At 45.8% G+C, this 24544-nt stretch carries 22 protein-coding genes; 18 read left to right on the plus strand and 4 right to left on the minus strand.

Annotation, left to right across the window (positions count from 1 at the left end):
* Positions 1 to 49: 49 nt before the first annotated feature.
* From JUB15_RS00400 to JUB15_RS00455, 12 genes are all read left to right on the plus strand, one after another.
* Complete coding sequence (locus JUB15_RS00400; RefSeq protein ID WP_207510262.1) at positions 50 to 619, plus strand: anthranilate synthase component II; 570 nt, start codon at positions 50 to 52, stop codon at positions 617 to 619.
* Between the two features lie 70 nt (positions 620 to 689).
* The gene (gene trpD / locus JUB15_RS00405) at positions 690 to 1682 is read left to right on the plus strand and encodes an anthranilate phosphoribosyltransferase (RefSeq protein ID WP_207510263.1); all 993 of its coding nucleotides are present in this window, start codon (positions 690 to 692) and stop codon (positions 1680 to 1682) included.
* 141 nt (positions 1683 to 1823) lie between these two features.
* A complete protein-coding gene (gene trpC, locus JUB15_RS00410) occupies positions 1824 to 2609 on the plus strand; it encodes an indole-3-glycerol phosphate synthase TrpC (RefSeq protein ID WP_207510264.1) in 786 nt (261 codons plus the stop codon).
* A gap of 49 nt (positions 2610 to 2658) precedes the next feature.
* Entirely contained in the window at positions 2659 to 3297 is a 639-nt protein-coding gene (locus JUB15_RS00415) for a phosphoribosylanthranilate isomerase (RefSeq protein WP_207510265.1), read from the plus strand.
* A 9-nt stretch (positions 3298 to 3306) separates the two neighbouring features.
* Positions 3307 to 3825 carry a GNAT family N-acetyltransferase gene (locus JUB15_RS00420; protein WP_207510266.1) on the plus strand — a complete coding sequence of 173 codons (519 nt, stop codon included), beginning with the start codon at positions 3307 to 3309 and terminating at the stop codon, positions 3823 to 3825.
* A 32-nt stretch (positions 3826 to 3857) separates the two neighbouring features.
* Positions 3858 to 5105, plus strand: coding sequence for a tryptophan synthase subunit beta (gene trpB / locus JUB15_RS00425; protein ID WP_207510267.1), 1248 nt, complete (start codon positions 3858 to 3860; stop codon positions 5103 to 5105).
* A gap of 109 nt (positions 5106 to 5214) precedes the next feature.
* Complete coding sequence (gene trpA, locus JUB15_RS00430; protein WP_207510268.1) at positions 5215 to 5985, plus strand: tryptophan synthase subunit alpha; 771 nt, start codon at positions 5215 to 5217, stop codon at positions 5983 to 5985.
* A gap of 12 nt (positions 5986 to 5997) precedes the next feature.
* Positions 5998 to 6591, plus strand: coding sequence for an imidazole glycerol phosphate synthase subunit HisH (gene hisH / locus JUB15_RS00435; protein WP_207510269.1), 594 nt, complete (start codon positions 5998 to 6000; stop codon positions 6589 to 6591).
* Between the two features lies 1 nt (position 6592).
* Positions 6593 to 7726 (plus strand): 1-(5-phosphoribosyl)-5-[(5-phosphoribosylamino)methylideneamino]imidazole-4-carboxamide isomerase, encoded by a 1134-nt coding sequence (hisA, locus tag JUB15_RS00440; protein ID WP_207510270.1) that lies wholly within the window; start codon positions 6593 to 6595, stop codon positions 7724 to 7726.
* A gap of 314 nt (positions 7727 to 8040) precedes the next feature.
* On the plus strand, positions 8041 to 8802 hold the full coding sequence (hisF, locus tag JUB15_RS00445; RefSeq protein ID WP_207510271.1) for an imidazole glycerol phosphate synthase subunit HisF: 762 nt from the start codon (positions 8041 to 8043) through the stop codon (positions 8800 to 8802).
* A gap of 103 nt (positions 8803 to 8905) precedes the next feature.
* Positions 8906 to 9508 carry a bifunctional phosphoribosyl-AMP cyclohydrolase/phosphoribosyl-ATP diphosphatase HisIE gene (hisIE, locus tag JUB15_RS00450; protein ID WP_207510272.1) on the plus strand — a complete coding sequence of 201 codons (603 nt, stop codon included), beginning with the start codon at positions 8906 to 8908 and terminating at the stop codon, positions 9506 to 9508.
* A 1-nt stretch (position 9509) separates the two neighbouring features.
* On the plus strand, positions 9510 to 10601 hold the full coding sequence (locus JUB15_RS00455) for a TlpA disulfide reductase family protein (RefSeq protein ID WP_242696148.1): 1092 nt from the start codon (positions 9510 to 9512) through the stop codon (positions 10599 to 10601).
* A gap of 322 nt (positions 10602 to 10923) precedes the next feature.
* Here the strand turns inward: JUB15_RS00455 and JUB15_RS00460 are convergent, their stop codons facing one another.
* The gene (locus JUB15_RS00460) at positions 10924 to 13317 is read right to left on the minus strand and encodes a transglycosylase domain-containing protein (RefSeq protein ID WP_207510273.1); all 2394 of its coding nucleotides are present in this window, start codon (positions 13315 to 13317) and stop codon (positions 10924 to 10926) included.
* 301 nt (positions 13318 to 13618) lie between these two features.
* Positions 13619 to 16720, minus strand: coding sequence for a type IX secretion system periplasmic lipoprotein PorW/SprE (porW, locus tag JUB15_RS00465; protein WP_207510274.1), 3102 nt, complete (start codon positions 16718 to 16720; stop codon positions 13619 to 13621).
* Positions 16721 to 16908: 188 nt separating this feature from the next.
* On the opposite strand from porW, the gene JUB15_RS00470 reads away from it, so the two are divergent.
* The 4 genes from JUB15_RS00470 (at position 16909) to JUB15_RS00485 (ending at position 19158) form a co-directional block, all read left to right on the plus strand.
* On the plus strand, positions 16909 to 17304 hold the full coding sequence (locus JUB15_RS00470) for a hypothetical protein (RefSeq protein ID WP_207510275.1): 396 nt from the start codon (positions 16909 to 16911) through the stop codon (positions 17302 to 17304).
* Between the two features lie 15 nt (positions 17305 to 17319).
* Positions 17320 to 17763 carry a bactofilin family protein gene (locus tag JUB15_RS00475; protein WP_207510276.1) on the plus strand — a complete coding sequence of 148 codons (444 nt, stop codon included), beginning with the start codon at positions 17320 to 17322 and terminating at the stop codon, positions 17761 to 17763.
* A gap of 383 nt (positions 17764 to 18146) precedes the next feature.
* A complete protein-coding gene (locus JUB15_RS00480; protein ID WP_207510277.1) occupies positions 18147 to 18551 on the plus strand; it encodes a hypothetical protein in 405 nt (134 codons plus the stop codon).
* Positions 18544 to 19158, plus strand: coding sequence for a SprT-like domain-containing protein (locus JUB15_RS00485; protein ID WP_207510278.1), 615 nt, complete (start codon positions 18544 to 18546; stop codon positions 19156 to 19158). Before JUB15_RS00480 ends, JUB15_RS00485 begins: the two co-directional genes overlap by 8 nt.
* 136 nt (positions 19159 to 19294) lie before the next feature.
* Here the strand turns inward: JUB15_RS00485 and JUB15_RS00490 are convergent, their stop codons facing one another.
* Positions 19295 to 19780 (minus strand): GNAT family N-acetyltransferase, encoded by a 486-nt coding sequence (locus tag JUB15_RS00490; RefSeq protein ID WP_207510279.1) that lies wholly within the window; start codon positions 19778 to 19780, stop codon positions 19295 to 19297.
* A gap of 1560 nt (positions 19781 to 21340) precedes the next feature.
* Between JUB15_RS00490 and JUB15_RS00495 the strand changes: the two genes are divergently transcribed.
* Positions 21341 to 21844 carry a hypothetical protein gene (locus JUB15_RS00495; RefSeq protein ID WP_207510280.1) on the plus strand — a complete coding sequence of 168 codons (504 nt, stop codon included), beginning with the start codon at positions 21341 to 21343 and terminating at the stop codon, positions 21842 to 21844.
* Positions 21845 to 22242: 398 nt separating this feature from the next.
* Here JUB15_RS00495 and sucC read toward each other — a convergent pair whose 3' ends face one another.
* Positions 22243 to 23454, minus strand: coding sequence for an ADP-forming succinate--CoA ligase subunit beta (gene sucC, locus JUB15_RS00500; protein WP_207510281.1), 1212 nt, complete (start codon positions 23452 to 23454; stop codon positions 22243 to 22245).
* 256 nt (positions 23455 to 23710) lie between these two features.
* Here sucC and JUB15_RS00505 point away from each other — a divergent pair, with 256 nt between their 5' ends.
* Positions 23711 to 24532, plus strand: coding sequence for a purine-nucleoside phosphorylase (locus JUB15_RS00505; protein WP_207510282.1), 822 nt, complete (start codon positions 23711 to 23713; stop codon positions 24530 to 24532).
* The last annotated feature ends 12 nt before the right edge of the window (positions 24533 to 24544 follow it).

The raw sequence follows: 24544 nt of genomic DNA on the forward strand, positions 1-24544 counted from the left end.
CAAAGCCGCCGGCTGGCGGAGAAGGCGGAGCAGCATAACATAAATGAACATGAAGATCCTTGTTTTCGATAATTACGATTCCTTTACCTACAACCTGGTACACCTGGTTGAAAAGATCCTGCATCAAAAAGTAGATGTACACCGCAACGATCAGATCCCGTTGGAAAAAGTGAAGGATTACGATAAGATCATTTTGTCGCCGGGTCCGGGCATCCCTGAGGAAGCAGGTTTGTTGCTGCCGCTGATTAAAGAATATGCGGCAACCAAATCGATCCTGGGGGTTTGTTTAGGTCATCAGGCTATTGGCCAGGCCTTTGGTGGAAAACTGGTCAATCTTAGTACCGTGTACCATGGAGTAGCTACGCCGGTACAGGTGATTAATCGTGATAAACCGCTCTTCAATGGGTTGCCCGACGAGTTTGAGGTAGGCCGTTATCATAGCTGGGTAGTAAGTGAAGAAGCGTTCCCAAAAGAGCTGGAGATCACAGCCCGGGATTCCAACAACTTTATTATGGCTTTACAGCATAAACAATACGATGTGCAGGGCGTGCAGTTCCATCCGGAGAGTGTATTAACGCCAAAAGGAGAAGAGATTCTTAGAAACTGGCTCAAAGCATAATTAGCTAATGTGCTGATATGCTAATGTGCTAACGAAATTCAGTAATTAACGATTCTCTATTCATCATAATATGAAAAAAATATTACAATACCTTTTTGAACATAAAACACTTAGCCGCGAGCAGGCGAAAGACGTTTTGATGAACATTGGTAAAGGTGTTTACAACGAACATGAAGTAACGGCTTTTATGACTGTATACCTCATGCGCAGCGTAACGATTGAAGAGCTGCAGGGATTCCAGGATGCACTGCTGGAACTGTGTGTGAAAGTTGACCTCAACGGTTTCCCTGTCATTGATATCGTAGGTACCGGCGGTGATGGAAAAAATACCTTCAATATTTCTACCCTGAGTTGTTTTATTGTGGCTGGTACCGGACAAAAAGTGGCCAAACATGGCAATTACGGCGCATCTTCCATCAGTGGAGCATCGAACGTGATGGAGCAGCTGGGATATAAAATGAAGAATAACCCCGACCAGCTGAAGAAGGAAGTGGATGAAGCAAATATCTGTTTCCTGCATGCGCCTTTGTTTCATCCGGCATTAAAGACAGTAGGGCCCATCAGAAAGAACCTGGGCATGCGCACTTTTTTCAACATGCTTGGTCCCATGGTGAACCCGGCATTTCCGCCCTTTCAGCTGATAGGTGTGTACAATCTCGAAATGGCGCGCATTTATAATTACCTGTTGCAGTTAACCGATAGAGCGTTCACAATCATTCACGGCCTGGATGGGTACGATGAGATTTCCCTTACCAACGATACAAAGGTGATCACTAATAACGGCGAAAAGATCATGACGCCCGAGCAATTGGGAAAACGAATGGTTAATCCAACCGATATATATGGTGGCAATACGGTAGAAGAAGCAGCCAAAATCTTCACCAGGATCCTGAAAGGGGAAGGAACCTGGGCGCAGAATGCGGTGGTATTGGCGAATGCAGCCATGGCGCTGTTCTGCACCGGTAATTATAAAACTTATGATGATGCGTATGGCGCAGCAGTTGTAAGTCTGGAAAGCGGGAAGGCGAATGAGGCATTGAAGAAACTGGTTGCGTTACAATAAGAAGTTCATAAGTTATTAAGTTATTGAGTTTTTCAATTTATATGTGCAGGTACGAGAAAAGAAGTGGGTATAGTTTAAGCACGATTGTCGATTGACGATTGTCGATTCACGATCCACATTCACAAATGATCACGTTAAACAATGAACATTCTAGATAAAATAATAGAGCATAAACGAAAGGAAGTTGCTGAAAGAAAGGAACAGACACCTGTAAAGGAGCTGGAAAAGCAGGCGTTTTATACGCGGCCTGTATTGTCACTCAGTCAGTTTTTGCTTGATGGATCCAAAACCGGCATTATTGCCGAGTTCAAGAGGAAGTCGCCTTCCAAAGGCATCATAAATGGAGCCGCCGATGTGGTTGAAGTGACTTCAGCCTATGCAAGGTTTGGCGCCTCCGGATTATCTGTACTCACCGATGAAATATTCTTTGGCGGCAGTACGGCCGATCTCATCAAAGCAAGAGTGAACCAGGTGCCTATCCTTCGCAAGGATTTTATGATCGATGAATACCAGATCATGGAAGCCAGGGCCATGGGAGCCGATGTTATCCTGTTGATCGCAGCCTGCCTGACACCAGCTGAGGTTAAACGGTTAGCATCTTTTGCCGCTTCTTTACAACTGGAGGTATTGCTGGAATTACATGCCGAAGAAGAGCTGGAGCACATCTGTGATGAAACAAAACTTGTAGGTATTAATAACCGCAACCTGAAAACCTTTGAGGTCGATATTGACCGGAGCCTGCGGATGGCCGAACGCATTCCCGCCGACAAGATCAAGGTCGCTGAAAGCGGTATCAGTTCGGTCGACAACATCAGGCTTTTTAAGCAACATGACTTTCGTGGGTTCCTGATAGGAGAGAATTTTATGAAAGAAGCGCATCCCGGTGAGGCCTTTCATAAATTCATAGCGCAACTGGAGTCAAAATAATATAGCGATTGCATGGCCACCACCCTAACACTTAAAATCTGACAACGCTATGCGAGTAAAAGTTTGCGGTATGACCCTGCCTGAACAACTGGAACAATTAGGCCACATGGGCGTGACATTTGCCGGTTTTATCTTTTATCCCAAAAGTCAGCGCTATGTATTCAAAGGCCTTACCACCAGCCAGATCAGGAAAGAGAACAACATTAACAAGGTAGGCGTATTTGTAAATGCTTCCATAGAGGAAGTATTGCATATGGTAGACGAATGCCGCCTGCACATGGTACAGTTACATGGAGATGAAAGCCCAAAGTATTGCGAAAAGATCGCAGATTATGTATCGGTTGTAAAAGCCTTCCGCGTGAGCGAGAACGACAACATAGAATGGATGGTGCGATCGTATATGGATGTGTGCGACATGTTTATGTTCGATACCATGGGCGCAGGTTATGGAGGAACCGGAAAAAAGTTTAACTGGAACATGCTTAAAGAAGCAGCTATCGGTAAACCTTTTTTTCTGAGTGGTGGTATAGAACCCGGTGATGAAGAACAACTGAAAGAGTTTGCCGCGCTGCCGGTTGGTAAAGCATTGTTTTCTGTAGATATCAATAGTAAGTTCGAGGTAAGTCCGGGCATAAAGGACATGGAAAAAGTGAAACAATTTGTAACCCGGTTGAACAGCCGGTATTAACCAATAGATATGATTCAAGTACGCACTGCCGAAGAGAAGGACCTGGAAGCCATGTTGGACATTTATAACGACGTTATTGTGAATACCACGGCGGTCTATGATTATAAGCCGCATACGCTTGAAATGCGGCGGCAATGGTTCCGGATAAAGGAAGCACAGGGCTTCCCGGTATTTGTAGCAGAAGAAAATGGGCGGGTGGTTGGCTTCAGTTCAATAGGGCCCTTTCGCGCCTGGGCGGCGTACAAGTATTCGGTAGAGAACTCGGTGTATGTGGCAGCGGATCAACGCGGCAGGGGAATTGGCAAAAAACTGATCGAACCGCTGATACAGGCAGCTTCAGCATTGGACCTGCATACTATAATTGCGGGAATAGATGCCGCGAACGAAGCCAGCATACAATTGCACCGCAGCTTTGGATTTGAAGAAGTGGCCACCTTTAAACAGGTAGGCTACAAATTTGGCCGCTGGCTGGATCTCACGTTTATGCAATTGTTGCTGCAAACACCCGGGCAGCCGGTTGAAGAGTAACGAGATGGCGACACATTAAATAAAGCATTACAATGACGAACACAACAACATATCAGCAACCCAATGAACAGGGGTATTATGGAAAATTCGGCGGTGCTTACATTCCCGAGATGCTGCACCGCAATGTGGAAGAGCTGAGATCGAAGTACCTCGACATTATTTACGATCCTGCTTTTCAGCAAGAATTCAGAATGCTGTTACGCGATTATGCAGGCCGCCCTACGCCACTGTATCATGCACAACGCCTCAGTCAGCAATACGGCACACAGATCTACCTGAAGCGGGAAGACCTCTGTCATACCGGCGCACATAAGGTAAACAATACCATTGGGCAGATCCTGCTGGCGCAGCGGCTGGGCAAGAAACGTATTATTGCCGAAACCGGCGCCGGACAACATGGCGTTGCTACCGCAACGGTATGTGCACTGAAAGGCGTAGAGTGTATTGTATATATGGGCGAAAAAGACATCGAGCGCCAGGCGCCGAATGTAGCCCGCATGAAAATGTTAGGCGCTACGGTAATTCCGGCTACCAGCGGCAGTAAAACATTGAAAGATGCAACCAATGAAGCCATCCGCGACTGGATCAATAACCCGGTTGATACGCACTATATAATCGGCAGCGTGGTAGGACCACATCCGTATCCCGATATGGTGGCGCGTTTTCAAAGCGTCATCAGCGAAGAAATACGGTGGCAGTTAAAAGAGAAGACAGGCAGTGAATTACCAACGCATGTACTTGCCTGCGTAGGCGGAGGCAGTAATGCCGCCGGCGCTTTTTATCACTTCCTGGAAGAGCCAACGGTGCAACTGGTGGCGGTTGAAGCTGCCGGCCATGGGGTGCACAGCGGACTTAGCGCTGCTACCACCCAGTTAGGCAAACCCGGGGTGTTGCATGGCAGCAAAAGCCTGGTGATGCAAACGGAAGATGGACAGGTGGTGGAACCGCACAGTATTTCTGCCGGACTGGATTACCCCGGCATTGGCCCCCTGCATGCGCATTTGTTTGATTCAGGCCGGGGTGCATTTTTAAGCGCTACTGATGAAGAAGCATTACAAGCCGCTTTTAACCTGGCTAAACAGGAAGGAATTATTCCAGCCCTGGAAAGTTCCCATGCCCTGGCCAGCCTCGAATACCTGAACCCGCTAAAAGCAAAAAGATCAGAAGCGCCCATACCGGCGAATGCGATGATCACCAAAGATTCAGTTGTAGTAGTTTGTTTAAGTGGAAGAGGCGATAAAGATATGGCCACGTATATGAAAGCCATGGACATGAAATAAATACAGGTACAAGTTACAGGTTACAAGTTACAGTTTACAAGTTACAGGGAAAAACAACCTGCAGCCTTAAGCCTGTAACGTGAAACAAAAAAGGTTCAATAAAAACACAATGAATCGAATTCAGGAACTATTCAAACTGAAAACAAGGAATATACTCAACGTGTATTGCACTGCCGGCTATCCGCAACTGAACAGCACCCTGCCTGTAATGAAGGCGCTGCAGGATAGCGGGGTTGACATGATAGAGCTGGGTATGCCGTACAGCGATCCGCTGGCAGATGGTCCCGTGATCCAGGCCAGCAGCACCAAGGCACTGGCCAACGGGATGACGATTGCTACGCTCTTCGAACAGTTAAGAGGATTTCGTCAGCAAATACATGTACCGGTTATATTAATGGGTTATATGAACCCGGTATTGCAATATGGGTTTGAAAAGTTCTGTCAGCATGCTGCAGATGTGCCTGTTGATGGATTGATCTTACCCGACCTGCCGGAATATGAATATGAGAACGAATATGGCGCCATCATTCAGCGTTACGGACTGAAATTCATATTCCTGGTTACGCCGGAAACGTCGGAAGAGCGCATTCGCAGGCTCGACAGTTTAAGCACCGGTTTTTTGTATGCGGTTTCTTCTTCTTCTACCACCGGGAAAGATAAGGACATGAATGCGGTGAATAACTACTTGCAAAAGTTGAAAAAGATGCAACTTAAAAACCCGGTGCTGGTGGGTTTCGGGATAAAAGACAAACCAACTTTTCAGCAAGCCTGCGAACATGCCAACGGCGCTATCATAGGAACAGCATTCATAAAAGCGCTGGAAAATACCCCTGACATGGAAGGGGCTGTGAAAAAGTTTATTTCTGATATAAAAAGTTGATATACATACAAAATGGACCTGGTAATCATAAAATATAACGCAGGGAATATTCAATCGGTATTGTATGCGCTGGAACGCATTGGCGTGAACGCGCTGGTTACCGATGATTATGAAAAGATCCAAAACGCTGATAAGGTGATCTTTCCCGGAGTAGGGGAAGCCAGCAGCGCCATGCGCTATTTGAAAGAACATAAGCTGGATACCGTTATCAAGAACCTGCAACAACCTGTGTTGGGCATTTGCCTGGGTATGCAACTGATGTGTGCCTACAGTGAAGAGAATGACACTACCTGTCTGGGCATCTTCGACGAACACGTAAAACTATTCTCCCCACCAACTGACAGGGGTATTAAAGTGCCCCAGATCGGCTGGAATAATATCTTCAACCTGAAATCACCATTGTTTAAGGGGTTACCCGAGAACAGTTACTGTTATTTTGTGCATGGCTATTATGCTGCCTTGGGCGAACATACTATTGCAACAGCAGATTATGTGCAGCCCTATAGTGCTGCCCTGCACCGCGATAATTTTTACGGCGCCCAGTTCCACCCCGAGAAAAGCGCTAAAGTGGGCGAGCAGCTATTGAAAAACTTTTTGAGCCTGTAAGATGACGATACAACCTGTTTCCTTACCCGAAGTGTGGGCCATGCGACAGGCGGTGATGTATCCGCAGGAAAGCATAGCTTTTGTTCAGCTGGAAGATGATGAAGCTGGTTTGCATTTAGGGCTTTATGCTGAAGGCGTTCTGGTGTCTGTTATTTCGGTATTTGACAAGGACAACGCAGTTCAGTTCAGAAAATTTGCCACCCGGACCGACCGGCAGGGCAAAGGTTATGGTACTACTTTACTGCAACATGTGATGGCATGGGCAAAAGCCCGCGGTAAAAAGAAGATCTGGTGTAATGCGAGGTTAACAGCAACCGGTATTTACAAAAAGTTTGGTATGCAGGCTGTGGGCAAACCCTGGCAGCAATACGGCCTCGACTTTATAAAAATGGAAAAACAACTATTGCAATCAACGAATATGCAGATCATTCCCGCTATTGATATTATAGATGGAAAATGCGTGCGGCTGACGCAGGGCGATTATGAGCAAAAGAAAATCTACAATGAACATCCGTTAGAGGTGGCAAAACAATTCGAAGATGCAGGCCTGAAACGCCTGCATCTGGTAGACCTCGACGGCGCCAAAGCCGGTGCCGTGAAGAACTGGAAAGTGCTGGAGACCATTGCCGGTAAAACGGCGCTGGTGATTGATTTTGGCGGCGGTATCAAAACGGAGAAAGATGTAAACATTGTATTCAACTCAGGCGCTGCACTGGCAACCATTGGCAGTTTAGCCGTTAAAAATGAAGCGGAGTTCGTAAAATGGTTGTTGCAGTTTGGAGCAGAAAAGTTCCTGTTGGGCGCTGATGTGAAAGAGGAGAAGATCACTGTGGGCGGCTGGCTGGAAACGACTGATATCACTATTTACGACTTTTTGCAGAAATATATCGAACACGGTGTGCAGCAGGTGTTTTGCACAGATGTAAGTAAAGACGGTTTGCTGGCGGGGCCGTCGGTTGACCTGTATAAAAAGATCATCGAACGTTTCCCGGCATTACATTTCATTGCCAGTGGCGGGGTTAGTTCCCTGAAAGATCTTGAAATCCTGGCAGACATTGGTTGTAATGGCGCCATTGTTGGAAAAGCGATTTACGAGAACAGGATTACGCTGGAAGAATTGAAGAAATATAACTGATTTCTGATTTTGGGATTTCGAGATTTAAATCTCAAAATCCCAAAATCAGAAATATCAGGTTTGAGATTTTAGCATTCAGCGACCTTGAGATCACTTATGAGGCTTGCAATAAGAGTAAATCTCAAAATCTCGAAATCCCGAAATCAGTAATATCAGGTTTGAGGTCTTGGCAATCAGAGACCTTGAGATCAGTTATAAGCCTTCCATTAAGTGTAAATCTCAAAATCTCAAAATCTCAAAATCTCGAAATCAGAAATTCATTATAGGGTTAGAAAACCTAAAACTCAAAGAAAGCTTCCCTAAAAAGTATAAACATGCTTTGTAAACGAATAATACCTTGTTTAGATATCAAGGATGGCCGCACGGTAAAGGGTACCAATTTTGTGAATCTCCGCGATGCAGGTGATCCGGTTGAGCTGGGTGCTCTATATGCGCAACAGGGCGCCGATGAACTGGTTTTCCTTGACATAACTGCAACAGTTGAAAAGCGCAAGACGTTGCGTGAACTGGTGAACCGTATTGCGCACCATATCAATATCCCGTTTACCGTAGGTGGAGGCATCAGCAGTGTAGATGATGTGAGCGCCTTGTTACAGAACGGCGCCGATAAGATCTCTGTAAATACAGCTGCCTTTAAAAATCCGCAGTTGATACAGGAATTGTCGAAGGAATTCGGCAGCCAGTGCGTAGTGCTGGCTATCGATACCCGGCAGGAGGAAGACGGCGAATGGTATGTGTATTTAAATGGAGGCCGTACCAAAACGGAGGCGCGCTGCTTCGATTGGGCGAAACAGGGAGTAGAGCTGGGCGCGGGTGAAATTTTGCTTACGTCTATGAATCACGATGGAACAAAGCAGGGTTTTGCGCTCGATATAACCAGGGAGCTGGCTACAAAACTGCCGGTTCCGGTGATTGCTTCAGGCGGGGGCGGCACCATGCAGCATTTTGTAGATGTGTTTGAACAGGCCCATGCGGATGCAGCCCTTGCCGCCAGCATTTTCCACTTTAAAGAAATTGCAATTCCCGAATTAAAGGGATATTTGCAGGGCAGAAATATTGAGATCAGGCCGGTTTAACACAACTACCAGGGAAAAATTATTTATAAATCGGTCAATTCCCCCGCCTTCTCCGCCTGCTCGCGGATCCGGACGGGCAGGCATTGACCATTGACCATTCACCATGAAAGTAGATTTCAAGAAATACAGCGACGGCCTGGTGCCGGCCATCATCCAGGACTTTATTACCCACCGGGTACTGATGATGGGTTTTATGAACGAAGAAGCCCTGCAGAAAACAATGGCCGAAGGTAAAGTGACCTTTTTCAGCCGCAGCAAAAAACGGCTGTGGACAAAAGGCGAGGAGAGTGGCAATCACCTGCTGGTAAAGGAAATATTGTCTGACTGCGATTATGATACCCTGCTCATAAAAGCCCAGCCGCTGGGCCCTACCTGCCATACCGGCGCCGATACCTGCTGGAGCGAACGGAACCATTCTGAGGACTTTTTGTATTACTTGCAGGATATCATTGAGTTACGTAAGAAAAGCGAAGACGAGAAATCGTATGTGCGCCAGCTTTTTAACAAAGGCATCAATAAAATTGCCCAAAAAGTAGGTGAAGAAGCGGTTGAACTGGTCATTGAGGCCAAGGACAGCAACGAGGAGCTTTTCCTCAACGAGGCTGCAGACCTGCTTTTCCATTATTTGGTATTACTTAACGCAAAAGGTTATAATTTGCAACAGGTCGTAAGTATTTTACAGAACCGACACTCCAATAAAAAGTAATATGAAGAAGCTGATAGCAGGACTTTTTTTTATACCTGTTGCGGTAATGGCGCAGGAAAAGGGATTTGTGATCACAGGTACGGTTACCGGATTGGCCGACAACACCCGCATATCGCTGGTTGACATGAACAAACCTACCGATACGCTGGCAAGGGCCCAGGTAACCAAGGGCAGTTTTGTGCTGAAAGGCAAGGTGGCTGAACCCAACCTGCATCAGCTGAATTTCGATGTGGCCGGAAATAAGAAGTCGGTACTCTTTATGGGTAATGAGAATATCACCATAAAGGGTAATATCGATAATGTGCAACAATTAGAGGTAAAAGGTTCGGCTGTGAACAACGATTTCATGGAGTTCCAGCGCACCTTCAACCCATTGTTTCAAACACTTACCGGTCTTAATCAAAAGATCTACAGCAAGCCTAATACACAGCCGAACGATTCTTTAATGGCTGCTTATAAACAGGCGTACGATGCCATTGTAAGCGCGATAGATAAATTTGTGACAGAGAAAAAGGCATCGCCGGTAGCGGCATTTTTATTGGTGGTGACCCGCGAACTGGAACAGGATCCCATAACACTGGAGAAGCGGTATAAACAGCTGAGTGCAGTTGCGCAGCAGGGATTCTATGGTAAAATAATCCAGGAGGGACTTGCTGACAGTAAAATAGGCGCCGTTGGCACCGAGGCAATTGAATTCACCCAGAACGACACTACCGGCAAACCGGTATCGCTGAATTCGTTCCGCGGAAAATATGTGTTGGTCGATTTCTGGGCCAGCTGGTGCAAACCCTGCCGCATGGAGAATCCAAATGTAGTTACCGCCTATAATAAATTTAAAAGCAAGAATTTCACGGTATTGGGTGTGTCGCTCGACAAAGCCCGCGAACCCTGGATCCAGGCAATTAAAGACGACGGACTGGCCTGGACGCAGGTAAGCGACCTGAAATTCTGGAATAACGAAGTTGCCCGGAAATACAAAATTGAAAGCATTCCCCAGAACTTCCTTATCGATCCTAACGGAAAGATCGTTGGTAAGAACCTGCGCGGCCCCGACCTTGAAGCACGGTTGTGTGAGCTGTTGGGATGTAAGTAAACGTTACCCCGAATCGCCTAAGGAAAGTTAAAAAAGCCACCTGTAACCAGGCGGCTTTTTCGTTTATATTCAGCTGGCGGAGAGCAGTTCATGGTTTATTGTATAAGCGACTTATAACATGAGGCCATCTGGTTAAAAGTGGATTTTATGATTTGCACATTTGCTAATGTCTTTCCCCTCCTGCGACGTCTTTATCATTCTCTCAACATTGTTTTTATTCCTATTGTCGGGTGTCGCCATAAACGAAACACCCGTTGCCGGTACAGAAAATACTGACAACGGGTGTTTTATTAAGTATAATGAGGTTTACCGGCAAAACCGGTTAGTTATCTTCTTTCTTTCCGAAAAGCCTTCTGAAGAAACCTTTCTTTTTCTTAGTATCTGCAGGCAAAGCTGAATCCTTAGGGATCTGATTTTTGGTGCTGGTAGCTTCCTGCAATACTTTTTGTTCTTCCATAGCCTCTTTTGACTCGGTCGGAACGTTTTGCGTATCGGGTTTATCCAGGTAAGCATCGGCGCCGCCATTACCTACATTCTCGCCTTCGGCGCCGGGTGGTGGTGTATGATCGATCGGTCCAAGATAATCATAGTACTGGTTGCGCATATTTTCAGGCTGCACGAACCTGGCCTGCCTGTCGAGCCCAAGTGTTTTATCGGTAAACGCTTTGGCAAAGAACGCTTCCCAAATTGGTCGCGCAGCTGCGCCGCCATATCCCAGTCCGCCTTCCAAACGAATAAAGCGATCGTCGCAACCTATCCATACACCGGCCATCAGCTGGGGTGTATAACCAAAGAACCAGGCATCGGAGTTGTCATTAGTGGTACCTGTTTTGCCAGCCATTTCAGCAACACCCAGGCGCCCGCGTAATCCGGCGGCAGTGCCATAATCCACAGCGCCCTGCATCATGCGGGCCATGGTATAGGCTGAAGCCTGGCTGATCACCTCTTTACGGTCTGGTTCAAAGCGGGCCAGCACATTGCCGTTCTTGTCTTCGATGCGGGTAATGCAAATTGGCTTTATACTAACACCTCCGGTTGGGAACATGCTATATCCCCACATCATTTCGTACAGCGACAGTTCGCAGGTACCCAAACTAATTGAAGGGTAGGGCTGCACTTTGGTGGGTATATTTATCTGGGATAAAAATTCTGCAAACCGTTTCGGGGTGGTTTGTTTGATGATATATGCTGCTACTTCATTTATAGAGTAAGCCAGGCCGGTAGCCATGGTGCGTACACCAGAAACTTTGGGGTTAGGATTTGCAGGCACATAACCTGAACCCGGGAAGTATTGCTGCGTGGCTTCGCACATCGTTTCAGGGGTAAAACCATATTCTTCAATAGCCAGTGCATACAGAAATGGTTTTATAGCCGAACCAACCTGCCGTTTAGTTTTCAGGTTTACGTGATCGTATTTGTAGTTCTTGAAATCAATACCGCCTACCCATGCTTTTACATGTCCGGTCATAGGGTCGGTGACCATAAAAGCCGTTTGCAGCATTTCACGGTGGTATTTAATGGAATCGAGCGGCGACATGATGGTATCTTTCTCCCGTTTGCTGTTCCAGGCAAATACTTTCATGCGTACTTTCTGCTTGAAAGATTTTTTGATCTGTTCATCGCTCAATCCTTCTGCCTTCAGGTTCTTCCAGCGGTCTGAATTGCGCATGCTGGCTTCCAGCACATTGGCATGGCCTTTCCACACAGCATCTGTTTTCAGGCTGCGCTGGCTGGCCAGGGCCCGCTGCAATACCGGCATGTGTTTGGCAACGGCTTCTTCTGCATACAATTGCATGCGAGGATTAATGGTAGTATAGACATGCAATCCGTCTTCGTAAATGTCGTAATTATCGCCATCCTGCTTTTTATGTTCACTGCACCATTTTTTCAATTCATCCCTGAGAACATCCAGGAAGTAAGGTGCAATGCCATTGTTCTCATTAAGCTTTTTATAGTTGAGCCGGATGGGATCTTTTTTCAGCTCGGCGGCTTTGGCTTCAGACAGGTATTTATTGCGCGTCATTTGATCGAGCACAGTATTCCTGCGCTCGAAAGAGGCTTTGTAATTCGTGCGGGGGTTATACGTTCCGGTGGCTTTCAACATGCCTATGAGCACGGCTGCTTCTTCCACATTCAGGCGGTCGGGTTCTTTGGAAAAGAAAGTACGCGACGCATTGCGAATGCCGTATACGTTATCACTAAAGGAAACCGTATTCAGGTACAGGGCCAGTATTTCCTGTTTGGTAAAATTCCTTTCCAGTTTAACGGCAATGATATTCTCTTTTATTTTCTGCAATAAACGGGCGAGCTTGTTGTCTGCTCTTTCATCGAACATATTCAGCGCCAGCTGCTGGGTAATGGTACTGCCGCCTCCTTCTTTACCCATGAAGAAAATAGCGCGGGCCAGGGAGCGGCCATCGATACCTGAGTGATCGTAAAAGCGTTCATCTTCGGTGGCTACCAGCGCATCTACCACATGTTTTGAAATGTCTTTATACTGCACAAAGCTGCGGTTCCCTTTTTCTTTGTAATATTTCCCCAACATGGTGCCATCGTCCCCATAGACTTCACTGGCCAGGGTAATGGAGGGGTTTTCCAACTGGGCCAATGAAGGCATTTTTCCAAAAATGCCGAAGCTTATAAGGGTGATAAACAACACAACTACCAGGAATCCAATAAGAAATATTTTCCAGAATATTTTAATTGCGCGCGTCATAGTTGGGAGTTTTGTAAAACCGGGTTTAACCGACCGGGATTTTACGAATTGCAAAAATCATGCTTTATAGCGGATAAAAACTCAGAACGGCTACGAAAGTATTCTTAATAATTGTAAGGCTCAAGGCACAAAACGCAGGGCACCCGATGAAAGTGAGCAAGGCTCAAGACACAAGGCACGGGAGGAAAGGTCAAAAGAAATGAGTTGTATCTCACTATCAATGAGTTAAAAAAGGATTGCTGTTAATCTGTTAGATCCTGCGCCCTGGCTCACGGGTCTGTACTTTGTTATTAGAACCGGATTAGAATTTACCGGGATAATTATCTGACAGAAATTTTTTGAGGGCATTTACATCCTTTGTGTTCATCAATACCTGCAGATTGTTATCGGTAATGATCACAAAAGAATATTTGGCAGCAGGCAGCCAGGGAACGATCTCGGTAGCTGCCAGTTTACGCGTTTTATCGATGTACGTGATGGCCTCGTTGGCATTGGGGAATGAACCGATCATCACGAGTTTGATGTCATCGCTGATCGTTTGGTTGATCACTGAAAATCCTTTGGCTGAATATTGTTCGCGGTTATAACGGGTGAACGCGTTGCGGGCTTCATTCACATAGACCGGGTCAACTTTATCAAGCACAATGCCTACATAATGCGGAATTGCTGTATTGTTTGTGAGCACCAGTGGTTTGGGCGCTTCCACTTTCGCAGCCACCGAATCTTTTTTCGCCGGGGGCGGCGCTGCATGTGTAACAGGCGGTTTTGCCGGGGTAACCGGTCTGTCTGTTTTTGCAACATCGGGTTGCTGTTGTTGCGTTACAGGCCCCGTAGCAGGCTGCTGCGGTTTGAGATCTTTGGCGGCCGGCGGCTGTTGATCCGCTTTGGCAACAGTTTGCTGCTGTTGCTGCTGTGGTTCGGGTTTGGCAGCAACCGGCTGCTGGGTTGAGACTGGCTGTTGTGTTACAGCGGGTTGTTGCACAGTTACAGGTTGCTGTTGGGCAACGGGTGGCGGCGTTACAACGGCAACCGGCTCTGCGGTGCCGGTGCTGTCTTCTACCGGGCGCTCAATTTGCAGATTCGTAAGGTAATCTTCTATCTGCTTACGACGGCTCAATACATCGATCAATGCACGCGCCTTTGCCGACATGGGTGAATTCGGGAAGAGGCGGGCAATATGCTGCAATGATTTGGTAGCAGAATCGTCCTGGCGTTGTTTGATGTAATATACAGACTGAATATACAGCAACTGGGGTGTCCAGTAATTTTGCTGGTACATGCTATCGGCAATTCTCTTTTGCGCCTGCGCTTCTTCGAAATTGCCTTCAATGTATAAGTTGTAGATATTGTCGTACCGGCGGGTCATTTCCAGTTTGGCACTACTGTCTGGAGAAATGCCATTGGGGTTTGACACCACTTTTTCAAAGCTGGTGCCGGGGTATTTCTGTTTCAGCTCATTCTGTGCAGCTGTCGCTTTTGCCACATCGCCTGTTTTAGTATAGCAATAGGCAAGGAGGAAGAGGGCCTCAGGCCGGTGTTTGGTGTTGGGAAAACGGTTAAGTAAAACCTCAAGCGTATCAATGGTAGAGGTATAATCCTCCAGCCCCTCGAGATAGGTTTTTCCTAAATAGAACTGTGCATTTTCAATGGAATCATTGGAAGCGGTCATTTGGGCCGGTGTAAGCGGCACCGTCTTCAGCAATTCATCATAGGTAAGCGGACCAGCCGGTGCGTTCGTGCCGCCTTCCTGTACTTCGTCGACATTACCAGGTGTGATAGGTCCCGATTGTTTGATAGCAGCCATCCTTTGCCAGTTGTCTACGTTCGGGCGATTGCCCCACTGCCCTTTGAATTCCGTATATCCTTTCGCTTTCAGCGCATTGTTATAGAAATACCATTCGCCTTTGGCATTGCTGCTGAACATGTCGGTGGGACCACTGTTATCATTGAACGATAACGGTCCGCCGGAAACTTCGCCAGCGCCTCCCTCATCTTTCAGTCCCTGGGTCTTACGCAACTGTTTTACCAGCTTTTTTAAATAAGCCTCGCGCTCTTCTTCAGGCATGGCGGCTATATGTTGCAGGCTGTCTTCGCGGTGAATGGTGTTTTGATAGGCTACGATCCTGGCCAGGGTTGCTTTTAACTTACTTAGTTTGGCAGGGTCGGCCATATCGGGACCAACGTTGGCGATGCTGTCGTAAAACCGTTTTGCATCGGCATAGTTCTTTTCCTTAAACGACAGTTCGGCCAGCAGCAGGAAAGCTCTGGGCCGAACGCCCGGATCTTCACCCGGCGAAGCAGTTGCTTTCAATAACAGCGCTTTGGCGCCGGGAATATTATTCCGTTCAAGTTCCATTTCAGCCGCAGCATATAATATGATGTCGCGGTAAGATGCATAACGGTCTTTACGCGACATTTTTACCAGTTCATTAATATTTTCCTGGATGATTTTGTCGTCTCCTTTTTGTTGCCTGATGGCATTCAGACGGGCATACACTTCCATTACCGGGTTCAGCGTATGGCTAACCGCTTTTTCAAAAAAGGTAGTGGCTTCTGCTGTTTTACCTGCTTTTTCATACAACTGGCCGATGAGGTATTCCCACCGGGCGCGTTCTTCGTGGCTTGCAGCATTATCCAGGGCCAGGTTCAAATAATAAGCGGCGCTGTCGTACATGTCCTGTTTATAAAACCACAGGGCCTGCATTTCGTGCAAATCCGTTTTTAACCGCGCCGGAAAGTTCGGGTCGTTCTTTAAAGTTTCGATCATGCCGGCCGCTTCGGGCAGTTCATCTTTTGCCAGGTAGGTCCTGATCTGCCAGATGAAGGATTCATTGCGGCTGGGCGGCCGGGACCATGCTTTTTTCAGCAGGCTGGTATTCTCTTTGGTGGAAATGGTGAAAGCGCTGCCGCCCTCATCTTTATTGGCATTGGAACCGATCGGTTTATCGTAGCCGTCTTTTTCCTTGGGAGAAAAAGCGTAGTTGATGTATTGAAAACTGAGATAGGCAGAGTCGAGCGTATTCTTGAAATAGTAAGCCTGGCCCATGAGCATATACAGGTTATCGACCCAGCTGTTGCGCAGGTCGTGTAACAGTATGCCGGCGTTGGCTTTATAAATGACCGAATCGAGCTCTGTTTTGTCTCTTGCGGTTACTTCGAGGCTGTAATTGTAAAAAGAAAGCAGGCGGGCATAATCGTCTTTATGCTGGGCTTTGGCGCGGGCAATTACATCGGCCAGTTTTTTATAAGCGTTGTAATGATAATTGAACTTGGTGGTGCCGTTCTGGGTAAAGCGGCGTACTACGTGAAACTTTCTGTTCTCCGTTTTTTCAGAGGCCAGCTTGCGGTTTTCAAACTTTTGAGGCTTTTTCAGGTCAAAAGAAAGCGTAGGCTGCGCGTACAATTTCGGCAGCGAAAAAATTAAAAGAATAATTAATGCAAGTGTCCTCGTCAATACCTTTGAATTTCTACCACAAACTAAAATCTTATTAACTGATTTTCAAGAAAAATATTTTGTAAGTACGTTAATTTTTATACTCGTGACCATTCATTAAAATAACTTATTACCTTTAGCGTTTTGAAACTCTCTCTATGGCTAAATTCGATGCCCAATCTACCCTGAAGCGCTTGCAGAACCGGTACCGACTGGTAGTGATGAACGATGATACTTACGAAGAGGTTGTGACGTTTAAATTATCCAGACTGAGTGTTTACATCACACTTAGCACCATTTTTGTGTTGCTGACTGGTTTAACGGTAGCACTTATCGTGTTCACGCCGTTGCGTATGTACATACCTGGATATGGAGATGTTAACACCATGCGTGAGTTGCGGGAACTGAAAGTGCGAACTGATTCGCTGGAGCAGGCGATGCAGTATAAGGATAAGTATCTGGATAACGTTAAAAGTGTGTTACAGGGGAATGTCGGCGTAAAATTAGACACTACCACGCTTTCCATTCCTCAGCCGGAAAATATTGAAGAATAAATCTAACCATATCGTATGTTCAATCAAAAATCCAAATCCGAATCAACAGGCGATGTATCTGCACCCGGAACAGGAGCCGCCACAATTATTGCTGCCGGAACCGTATTAAAAGGCGATATTTCAAGCAATGGCGATATCCGCATCGATGGTTCGCTGCAGGGCAACATCCAGTGCCAGGCTAAAGTAGTAATTGGCTCCAATGGTTCAGTGGAAGGCGATATTTCGGGCCAGCAGGCCGATATCATGGGCAAAGTATCAGGCACCATTAAAGTGAAAGAGTTGTTGCAATTAAAAGGCGGCAGTTTTGTAAACGGGAATTTATATGCAGGTAAACTGCAGATAGAACCCAGCGCCAATTTCAATGGTCAGTGCCATATGACCACAGCAACCAATGGTCAGGTAAATGAAGTGATTGCTGATAAAAAGAGCAAAAAAGCTTCAGAGCCTGTAGTGGAATAGACCTGGTCAGGCCCCCTATGTACTTGTTGAACGCTCCCTATTCGATAACCTATTGTTACCGGAGGAGGATTCTATTTGTTACAAATTTCATGGTACAAGTTACAAGGCATAAATTACTATCATAAGTTACCGGTTGCCGGTTCCCAGTTACCGGTTGCCGGTTTTCCAATATCCCAGATGCTGCTTTAATAGTCGGCAATCGGCTTATGCGGTATTTCTTACATTCACGCGTAATTCCTACCTCATACTTCCGCCTCTTACCTTTATTTGCTGCCTTTACCTTATTAACTGCATGAACATCATTAACTATTAACTCGTCAACTCGTTATCCCTATCCACTTTTCAACTTTCTGGTCTACCTTTGCCCTCCATTTTAAAAAACAATGACAAATAATTCGGTTTCGAGGTCTTTTCGTCCGCTGATCCTCCTTTTTGTAATCACTACAGCGCTGTTTTTGACCAACCGGGCGTGGTTTAACCAACGGGACGTAAATGTAGATGTGCTGATCATCGGTAACCTGACCCTTTTTGCCGCCACGGCGGTATCTTTTTTCCTGTTCTCCCGCTCGCTGGGGTCAAAAAATCCGCAGGCTATTGTACGCACGGTCTATGGTGGTGTTTTTTCAAAAATGATGATTTGCCTGGTGGCTGTATTTATTTATATTAGCATTGCAGGCAAAGGAGTTAATAAAGCGGGCATTTTCGGCTGTATGTTCCTGTACCTGCTATATACTACCATTGAAGTGGTTATTCTGATGAAATTGAGCAAGCAAAAAAAGAATGTCTAAGCAGCAGGCGCCATTAGAATATCTTAGTAAATACATTCCTGTAACGGCCGTTCCCCGGATACTGGAATATCTACATCAGTACAGGGTTCATTTAACCATCACCCGCGAACGAAAATCAGTGCTGGGCGATTACCGCCACGCCACTACCGACAAGAATCACCGCATAAGTGTAAACGGAAATCTAAATCCTTACGCTTTCCTCATTACGTTGATCCATGAACTGGCTCACCTGGTCACCTTTATGCAATTCGGACATCGTGTAGCGCCGCATGGCCGGGAATGGAAGAATTGCTACGCGCTCATGTTGAAGGATTTTATGGGCAGGGAGATCTTTCCGCCACTGGTTGAGCAGGCGCTTAAACAAACGATGCACGATCTGCCGGCCAGCAGCTGCGCCGACGAGGGATTGATGCGGGTATTGAAAAAGTTTGACCGCGATAATGGATTGGTAATGGTTGAACAACTGCCCGAAGGCCAGTTGTTCGATATTGGCGAAGGCCGCATTTTTAAAAAAGGAAAGAAACTGCGCAAGCGCTTCCAGTGTCTTGAGGTGGATACAGGAAAGCTGTATTTGTTTAGTCCGATTTATGAAGTGAAAGCATGTTAGAATTTATGGTTTGTGGTTTGTAGTTTGTGGTTTGCGGTTTGTGCTTGCTCTTATGACAGTGACCCGGCAAAGTTCGAGCATAATCCTTATTAAAAAGAGTGCGGTAATCCGGAATTAATGAACCAAAAACAATAAACTATAAACTTTTCAGCATCCAGATCCCACAGCCGAAGTGCCCTGTGTTCCCCATAGGGCCATCCAGGTATTTAAATCCGAATTTTTCATATACCGACATAGCCTTTCTTAATTCGGACATCGTTTCAATATACACTTTACGGTAACCGGCTTCGCGGGCAAACTGCAGCGCTTTTTCTATCAGCATTTTTCCAATGCCTTGGCCGCGGGCGGCAGGCGACAAATACATCTTCACCAGCTCGCAGGTATCAGCCGGCAGGCCTGGTGATGGATAAATGCCGGCACCACCAATGAGCACACCATCGACTTCAGCAATATAGTAAATGCTGCCCTGCTGCCTGAACAGTTCGTATAACGCATCGGTGCTTGCGTCGTAATAAACGGTGCCCGGCTTGTTGGCGCCGAATTCAGTTAATGCATTGCGAATGATAACGGCCAATGCCTGATTATCGGCCGGTTGAATGGTTCTGATGGTAACAGTTGACATATCACGAAGGTACGATAATGGTACATGTCACCTGGTATCCCGATGGCTGCCGGGTATAATAGCTATTTGTATGGGTAAGGATCAACAACGGTAAGTAAGCGCTGAGATCGGATATACAATGAGGAAAGTAGTATATACGGATCGAGATCAATGACAGAACTTTGTAACGGAGAACAGCTAGGTGCAGGTCAGTAACTATGCGAGCAGGGCCATCAGACTGTAAATGATCACATAGGTTACAAAGATGAAGCCGAAGAAGAGTCGTACGGGATTTTTCATTTGCTACAGATTAATCAGGTTAACGAATGGTTTGATAATTTATTTGACAAAATTCTAGCCAAAAGCAAGTTTTTCCACAGGAGGGATGTACTTAATTTTATAATTACAGAAAATACGGTTGGTTGTTCGTAACAACACGAGCTCGCTGATAGAGGTTAGTTGAAGACTGTTATGAAAACACCTGGCTGAATCGATACCTCACTATAAACAGCAGTAGCATGCGTGTTCTCTTAAACAAATGAATGTAAACAAAGATGCAGGCTGCTTACAAGTTTGATGAGATAATGAGAGCAATTAGATATCCCCGATATAATGGATTGCCGTTAGTAAATGAATGATCTATGCGGTTCGTAAATGTACGATTTACTGTTTTTGCGAAAAATACGAAGCATAAAGGTTTCATCGTAGTCGATCCTAAAATAATCGCAGAGATCATTAACTTAATATTATCAGATGCTTCCTAATTTAAAGAAATAGTTACATATTTATACCGGCTATGACGGTTTAATCCTTTTAGCTACATTTGCACATCCAACGATCAATGAGAACCGAAAACAGAAATATATATAACAATACCCAACCTGTGAAGACCGGCAAAGCTGAGGTATATACTATTACTAACGATATTGCCCGCCTGGTGAAGGTGGGTTTTTTATTGAGCATACCCGTTAGTATATCAGTTCTTTAGAAAGTAAAGTGTCACGTAAGGGTATAACCCTAGATGCAAATAAGTTAACCCAGGAGATGAGCGAATAAGTGATGATTAAATGTTAAAAGTGCCAATAATGTTTCGATCTTTACACCGTCAAACAATAAGACATTAAAAGTATCCAACGTCCTAAAGAAAAACCAGATCCAAAAATCCAGAAGAAAAACTAAACCAACATCCAACGATCCAAAGAAAAACCAGGTCCAGAAATCCAGGAAAAACCAAGGTCCAAAATCCGTAAGAAAAACCAACGTCCGATGTCCGAAAAACCGAACCGTATTCCTGTGTAAAACGATCCAAAACGTCCAAAGTCCGAAAGAAAAACCAGGTCCACCGTCCCATTGAAAAACCAGAAAAGATCCAAGAGTCCTTTTGAAAACTGATCCAGTAATCCTTTGAAAACAGAAACCGTCTCTCAAAAAAAGTTGTCCCCGCTTTCCGTTGCGGGGACATTTGTTTTTATAAGCCTCCGTCATAAGACCTGCTTCAGATCAACAATTTTGCCGATAGCCGGTAATTGTGTTGAGTGGTTTTTATCGAATCCGTTCAATATGTTAACTTGTAAACGAATCATGCGGCCAGTACTTATTATATGGCTAATTATAGCGTTGGTATTTGATGCTGCAGCCCAGTTGCCCCGTTCAACTGAAGGCCAGTTCCAATATTATGGCGAGATCATCACCGACAATACAGCCAATGCCATAGAAAGGGCCAAATCCTTCTTTAACCAGCCATTCCTTATACATTGGGACACTGTAGCACGCAGCGAACAGCCGGCCAACCTGGTGGTATCAGGTAAAGGGTATATTAATGTAAAAGCGAAACTGCGTGGCCTGGCCACTCCATCCTACGTACCCGTGGGCCTGCAGATGAGTATTGAAATTAAGGAAGGTCATTACCGGTACATCATCAATCATTTTGAAGTTATTGATAAAGAAGGCCGGCCGCAATATCCGCTGGAAGATAAGCCCGAATCAGTAAAATCACTCGTGTACTATCAACTGCTGCAGAACACCCATAAACGGGTAAGTTTTGTCATTGGCTGGCTGAAGAAGTATATGAAGGGGGAGGAATAATATGCTAATGTGCTAATGTGATAATTAGCTAATTTGATAATGTGATAATGGAATACAGTCGCCGGTTTCCGGTTCACGATTTCAGGTTACAAGTTACATGTTCCAGGTTGCACGGTCACCGTGTATGCGGTAACCGGTTAAGCAATCGCGAAGCAACCCTTAATTTTGGTCAGTAGTTCAAAACCAGTTTACACCTCGCCGCTTTTCAAGTTACAAGTTACAGTTACACGGTTTACGGTTTCTTGTCATAAGCAGCTTTTACTAATAGCATCTTGAATGATAGTTTGGGGGCACATATTTCGGGCCTCTGTAACCTGCACCTTGTAACATGTAACCACAAAAAAATCCCCACTTCGAATGAAATGGGGACTATCTTATAAGTAAGTTCTGCTTTGTAATTAAGCAACTGCTTTATTCACCAGTGCAGCAGCTTCGCTTAACAGGATGGCTGATTGTACTTTCAATCCGCTTTCCTCGATCAGTTTTTTAGCCTCTTCTGCATTGGTTCCCTGTAAACGTACAATGATGGGAACGGTAATATTGCCGATTGATTTATAGGCATCGATCACACCTTGTGCAACCCGGTCGCAACGTACGATACCACCAAAGATATTGATGAGGATCGCTTTCACTTTCGGGTCTTTTAAAATGATGCGGAAACCAGCTTCAACCGTAGTAGCGTTGGCAGTACCTCCTACGTCAAGGAAGTTGGCAGGTTCACCGCCGCTCAGTTTGATCATATCCATGGTGGCCATGGCCAAACCGGCGCCATTCACCATACAGCCTACGTTACCATCGAGTTTCACGAAATTCAAGTTGTATTTACCGGCTTCTACCTCTGTAGGATCTTCTTCGCTGATATCGCGCAATGCTTCCAGCTCGGGATGACGCATCAAGGCGTTGTCATCGAGGTTCATTTTACAGTCAACGGCAATGATCTTTTCGTCAGCTGTTTTGAACAGGGGGTTGATCTCGAGCATAGCGCAATCCAGACCTACGTATGCATTATATAAGTTGATTACGAACTTTACGCAATTTTTGAAAGCTTCTCCTTTCAAACCCAGGTTAAAGGCTATTTTACGAGCCTGGAAGGGTTGCAGGCCACCACTGGGGTGAACCCACTCCTTGAAGATCTTGTCGGGCGTGTTGTGGGCTACTTCTTCAATGTCCATACCGCCTTCGGTGCTGTACATGATCACGTTTTGCCCTTTTGAACGATCGAGCAGGATAGATAAATAAAACTCTTTTACCGGGTTAGGACCAGGATAATAAACGTCCTGGGCAACCAGTACTTTGTTTACTACTTTACCTGCCGCGCCGGTTTGAATGGTGACCAGCGTGCCACCCAGTATATTGGAAGCGATTGTTTTAATTTCTTCGGCACTTTTCCCTACTGCCACACCGCGTTGTTCGGTGCCCTGAATTTTGCCCTTTCCGCGACCACCTGCATGTATTTGAGCTTTTACAACCGCGAAGTTGTTGCCAAACTGAACTTTTAAATTCTTATATGCTTCTTCGGCCGCGTCGGCTCTGTCAACCGGTATTCCTTCCTGCACCGGTACATTGTATTTTTTCAATAATTCCTTTGCCTGGTATTCGTGAAGATTCATGCCGTAAAAAATTTTGGCGAAAATAAGCAAAAATCATGTTACCTGTTACCTGTTTCCCGTTACCGGGGCATCCTATTTACGGGAACGATTGCGGGAATGTCGATTGTGACAGGTTTCAGGTTGCAAGTTACAGGGAAACCCAAATACCGCCTACCAGTTGTAAGTCCTGCAACCTGTAACTTGTAACCTGTAACCTGCATTTCTTATATTTGCACGCATTTTCAACCAGCAATCACACCAATATTATTAATCAGTTATGCCCGGAATACTCCAGCAATTACAAGAAACCACTTCCTTTATTAAAAGCATATATCCCCATACACCACAGGTGGGCATTGTTCTGGGGAGTGGGCTGGGAAATTTTGCGCAGGAAATTCAGGTAGAGAAAGAAATTTCATACGAGGCCATTCCGCATTTTCCGGTTTCTACTGTTGAAGGCCATCATGGCAAACTGATTTTTGGCGAACTGAACGGCAAAAAAGTGGTGGTAATGGCCGGCCGGTTTCACTTTTACGAAGGTTATACGCCTGACCAGGTGGTGTATCCTATAAGGGTAATGAAGCTGCTGGGCATTGGCCATTTGCTGTTATCCAATGCCGCCGGCGGGGTAAACCCGGCTTTTAAAGTGGGCGATCTGATGGTCATCACTGACCATATCAGTTTAAGCACCATCAACCCGCTGATCGGAAAAAATCATTCAGAGCTGGGGCCGCGTTTCCCTGATATGAGTGAGCCGTATTCAAAAGAGCTGATCAAAAAAGTAAGAAATATTGCAGCTGCTGCCAACATAAAATTGCAGGAAGGCGTTTATTTCGGGGTTACTGGTCCAACATTTGAAACCAGGGCTGAATATAAGCTGATCCACCGGCTGGGCGGAGATGCTGTGGGCATGAGTACGGTGCAGGAAGTGATCGTGGCCATACATATGGGACTACCGGTATTTGCTATCAGCGTGATCACCGATATTGGTATAAGAGAAGAAGATAATATTATAACGCACGAAGAGGTGTTACTGGCAGCGAAAGAAGCTGAACCCAAGCTTACCATTATTTTTAAAGAACTGGTAGCTAACCTGTAAATCCTGCTGCCG

The organism is Longitalea luteola (assembly GCF_017356035.1).
GTDB classification, from domain to species: Bacteria; Bacteroidota; Bacteroidia; order Chitinophagales; family Chitinophagaceae; genus Niastella; species Niastella luteola.

Bases quoted from the DNA above. Each gene is read 5' to 3' on its own strand.
- JUB15_RS00400 (WP_207510262.1), top strand. From the start codon at position 50: ATGAAGATCCTTGTTTTCGATAATTACGATTCCTTTACCTACAACCTG.
- trpD (WP_207510263.1), top strand. From the start codon at position 690: ATGAAAAAAATATTACAATACCTTTTTGAACATAAAACACTTAGCCGC.
- trpC (WP_207510264.1), top strand. From the start codon at position 1,824: ATGAACATTCTAGATAAAATAATAGAGCATAAACGAAAGGAAGTTGCT.
- JUB15_RS00415 (WP_207510265.1), top strand. From the start codon at position 2,659: ATGCGAGTAAAAGTTTGCGGTATGACCCTGCCTGAACAACTGGAACAA.
- JUB15_RS00420 (WP_207510266.1), top strand. From the start codon at position 3,307: ATGATTCAAGTACGCACTGCCGAAGAGAAGGACCTGGAAGCCATGTTG.
- trpB (WP_207510267.1), top strand. From the start codon at position 3,858: ATGACGAACACAACAACATATCAGCAACCCAATGAACAGGGGTATTAT.
- trpA (WP_207510268.1), top strand. From the start codon at position 5,215: ATGAATCGAATTCAGGAACTATTCAAACTGAAAACAAGGAATATACTC.
- hisH (WP_207510269.1), top strand. From the start codon at position 5,998: ATGGACCTGGTAATCATAAAATATAACGCAGGGAATATTCAATCGGTA.
- hisA (WP_207510270.1), top strand. From the start codon at position 6,593: ATGACGATACAACCTGTTTCCTTACCCGAAGTGTGGGCCATGCGACAG.
- hisF (WP_207510271.1), top strand. From the start codon at position 8,041: ATGCTTTGTAAACGAATAATACCTTGTTTAGATATCAAGGATGGCCGC.
- hisIE (WP_207510272.1), top strand. From the start codon at position 8,906: ATGAAAGTAGATTTCAAGAAATACAGCGACGGCCTGGTGCCGGCCATC.
- JUB15_RS00455 (WP_242696148.1), top strand. From the start codon at position 9,510: ATGAAGAAGCTGATAGCAGGACTTTTTTTTATACCTGTTGCGGTAATG.
- JUB15_RS00460 (WP_207510273.1), bottom strand. From the start codon at position 13,317: ATGACGCGCGCAATTAAAATATTCTGGAAAATATTTCTTATTGGATTC.
- JUB15_RS00470 (WP_207510275.1), top strand. From the start codon at position 16,909: ATGGCTAAATTCGATGCCCAATCTACCCTGAAGCGCTTGCAGAACCGG.
- JUB15_RS00475 (WP_207510276.1), top strand. From the start codon at position 17,320: ATGTTCAATCAAAAATCCAAATCCGAATCAACAGGCGATGTATCTGCA.
- JUB15_RS00480 (WP_207510277.1), top strand. From the start codon at position 18,147: ATGACAAATAATTCGGTTTCGAGGTCTTTTCGTCCGCTGATCCTCCTT.
- JUB15_RS00485 (WP_207510278.1), top strand. From the start codon at position 18,544: ATGTCTAAGCAGCAGGCGCCATTAGAATATCTTAGTAAATACATTCCT.
- JUB15_RS00490 (WP_207510279.1), bottom strand. From the start codon at position 19,780: ATGTCAACTGTTACCATCAGAACCATTCAACCGGCCGATAATCAGGCA.
- JUB15_RS00495 (WP_207510280.1), top strand. From the start codon at position 21,341: ATGCGGCCAGTACTTATTATATGGCTAATTATAGCGTTGGTATTTGAT.
- sucC (WP_207510281.1), bottom strand. From the start codon at position 23,454: ATGAATCTTCACGAATACCAGGCAAAGGAATTATTGAAAAAATACAAT.
- JUB15_RS00505 (WP_207510282.1), top strand. From the start codon at position 23,711: ATGCCCGGAATACTCCAGCAATTACAAGAAACCACTTCCTTTATTAAA.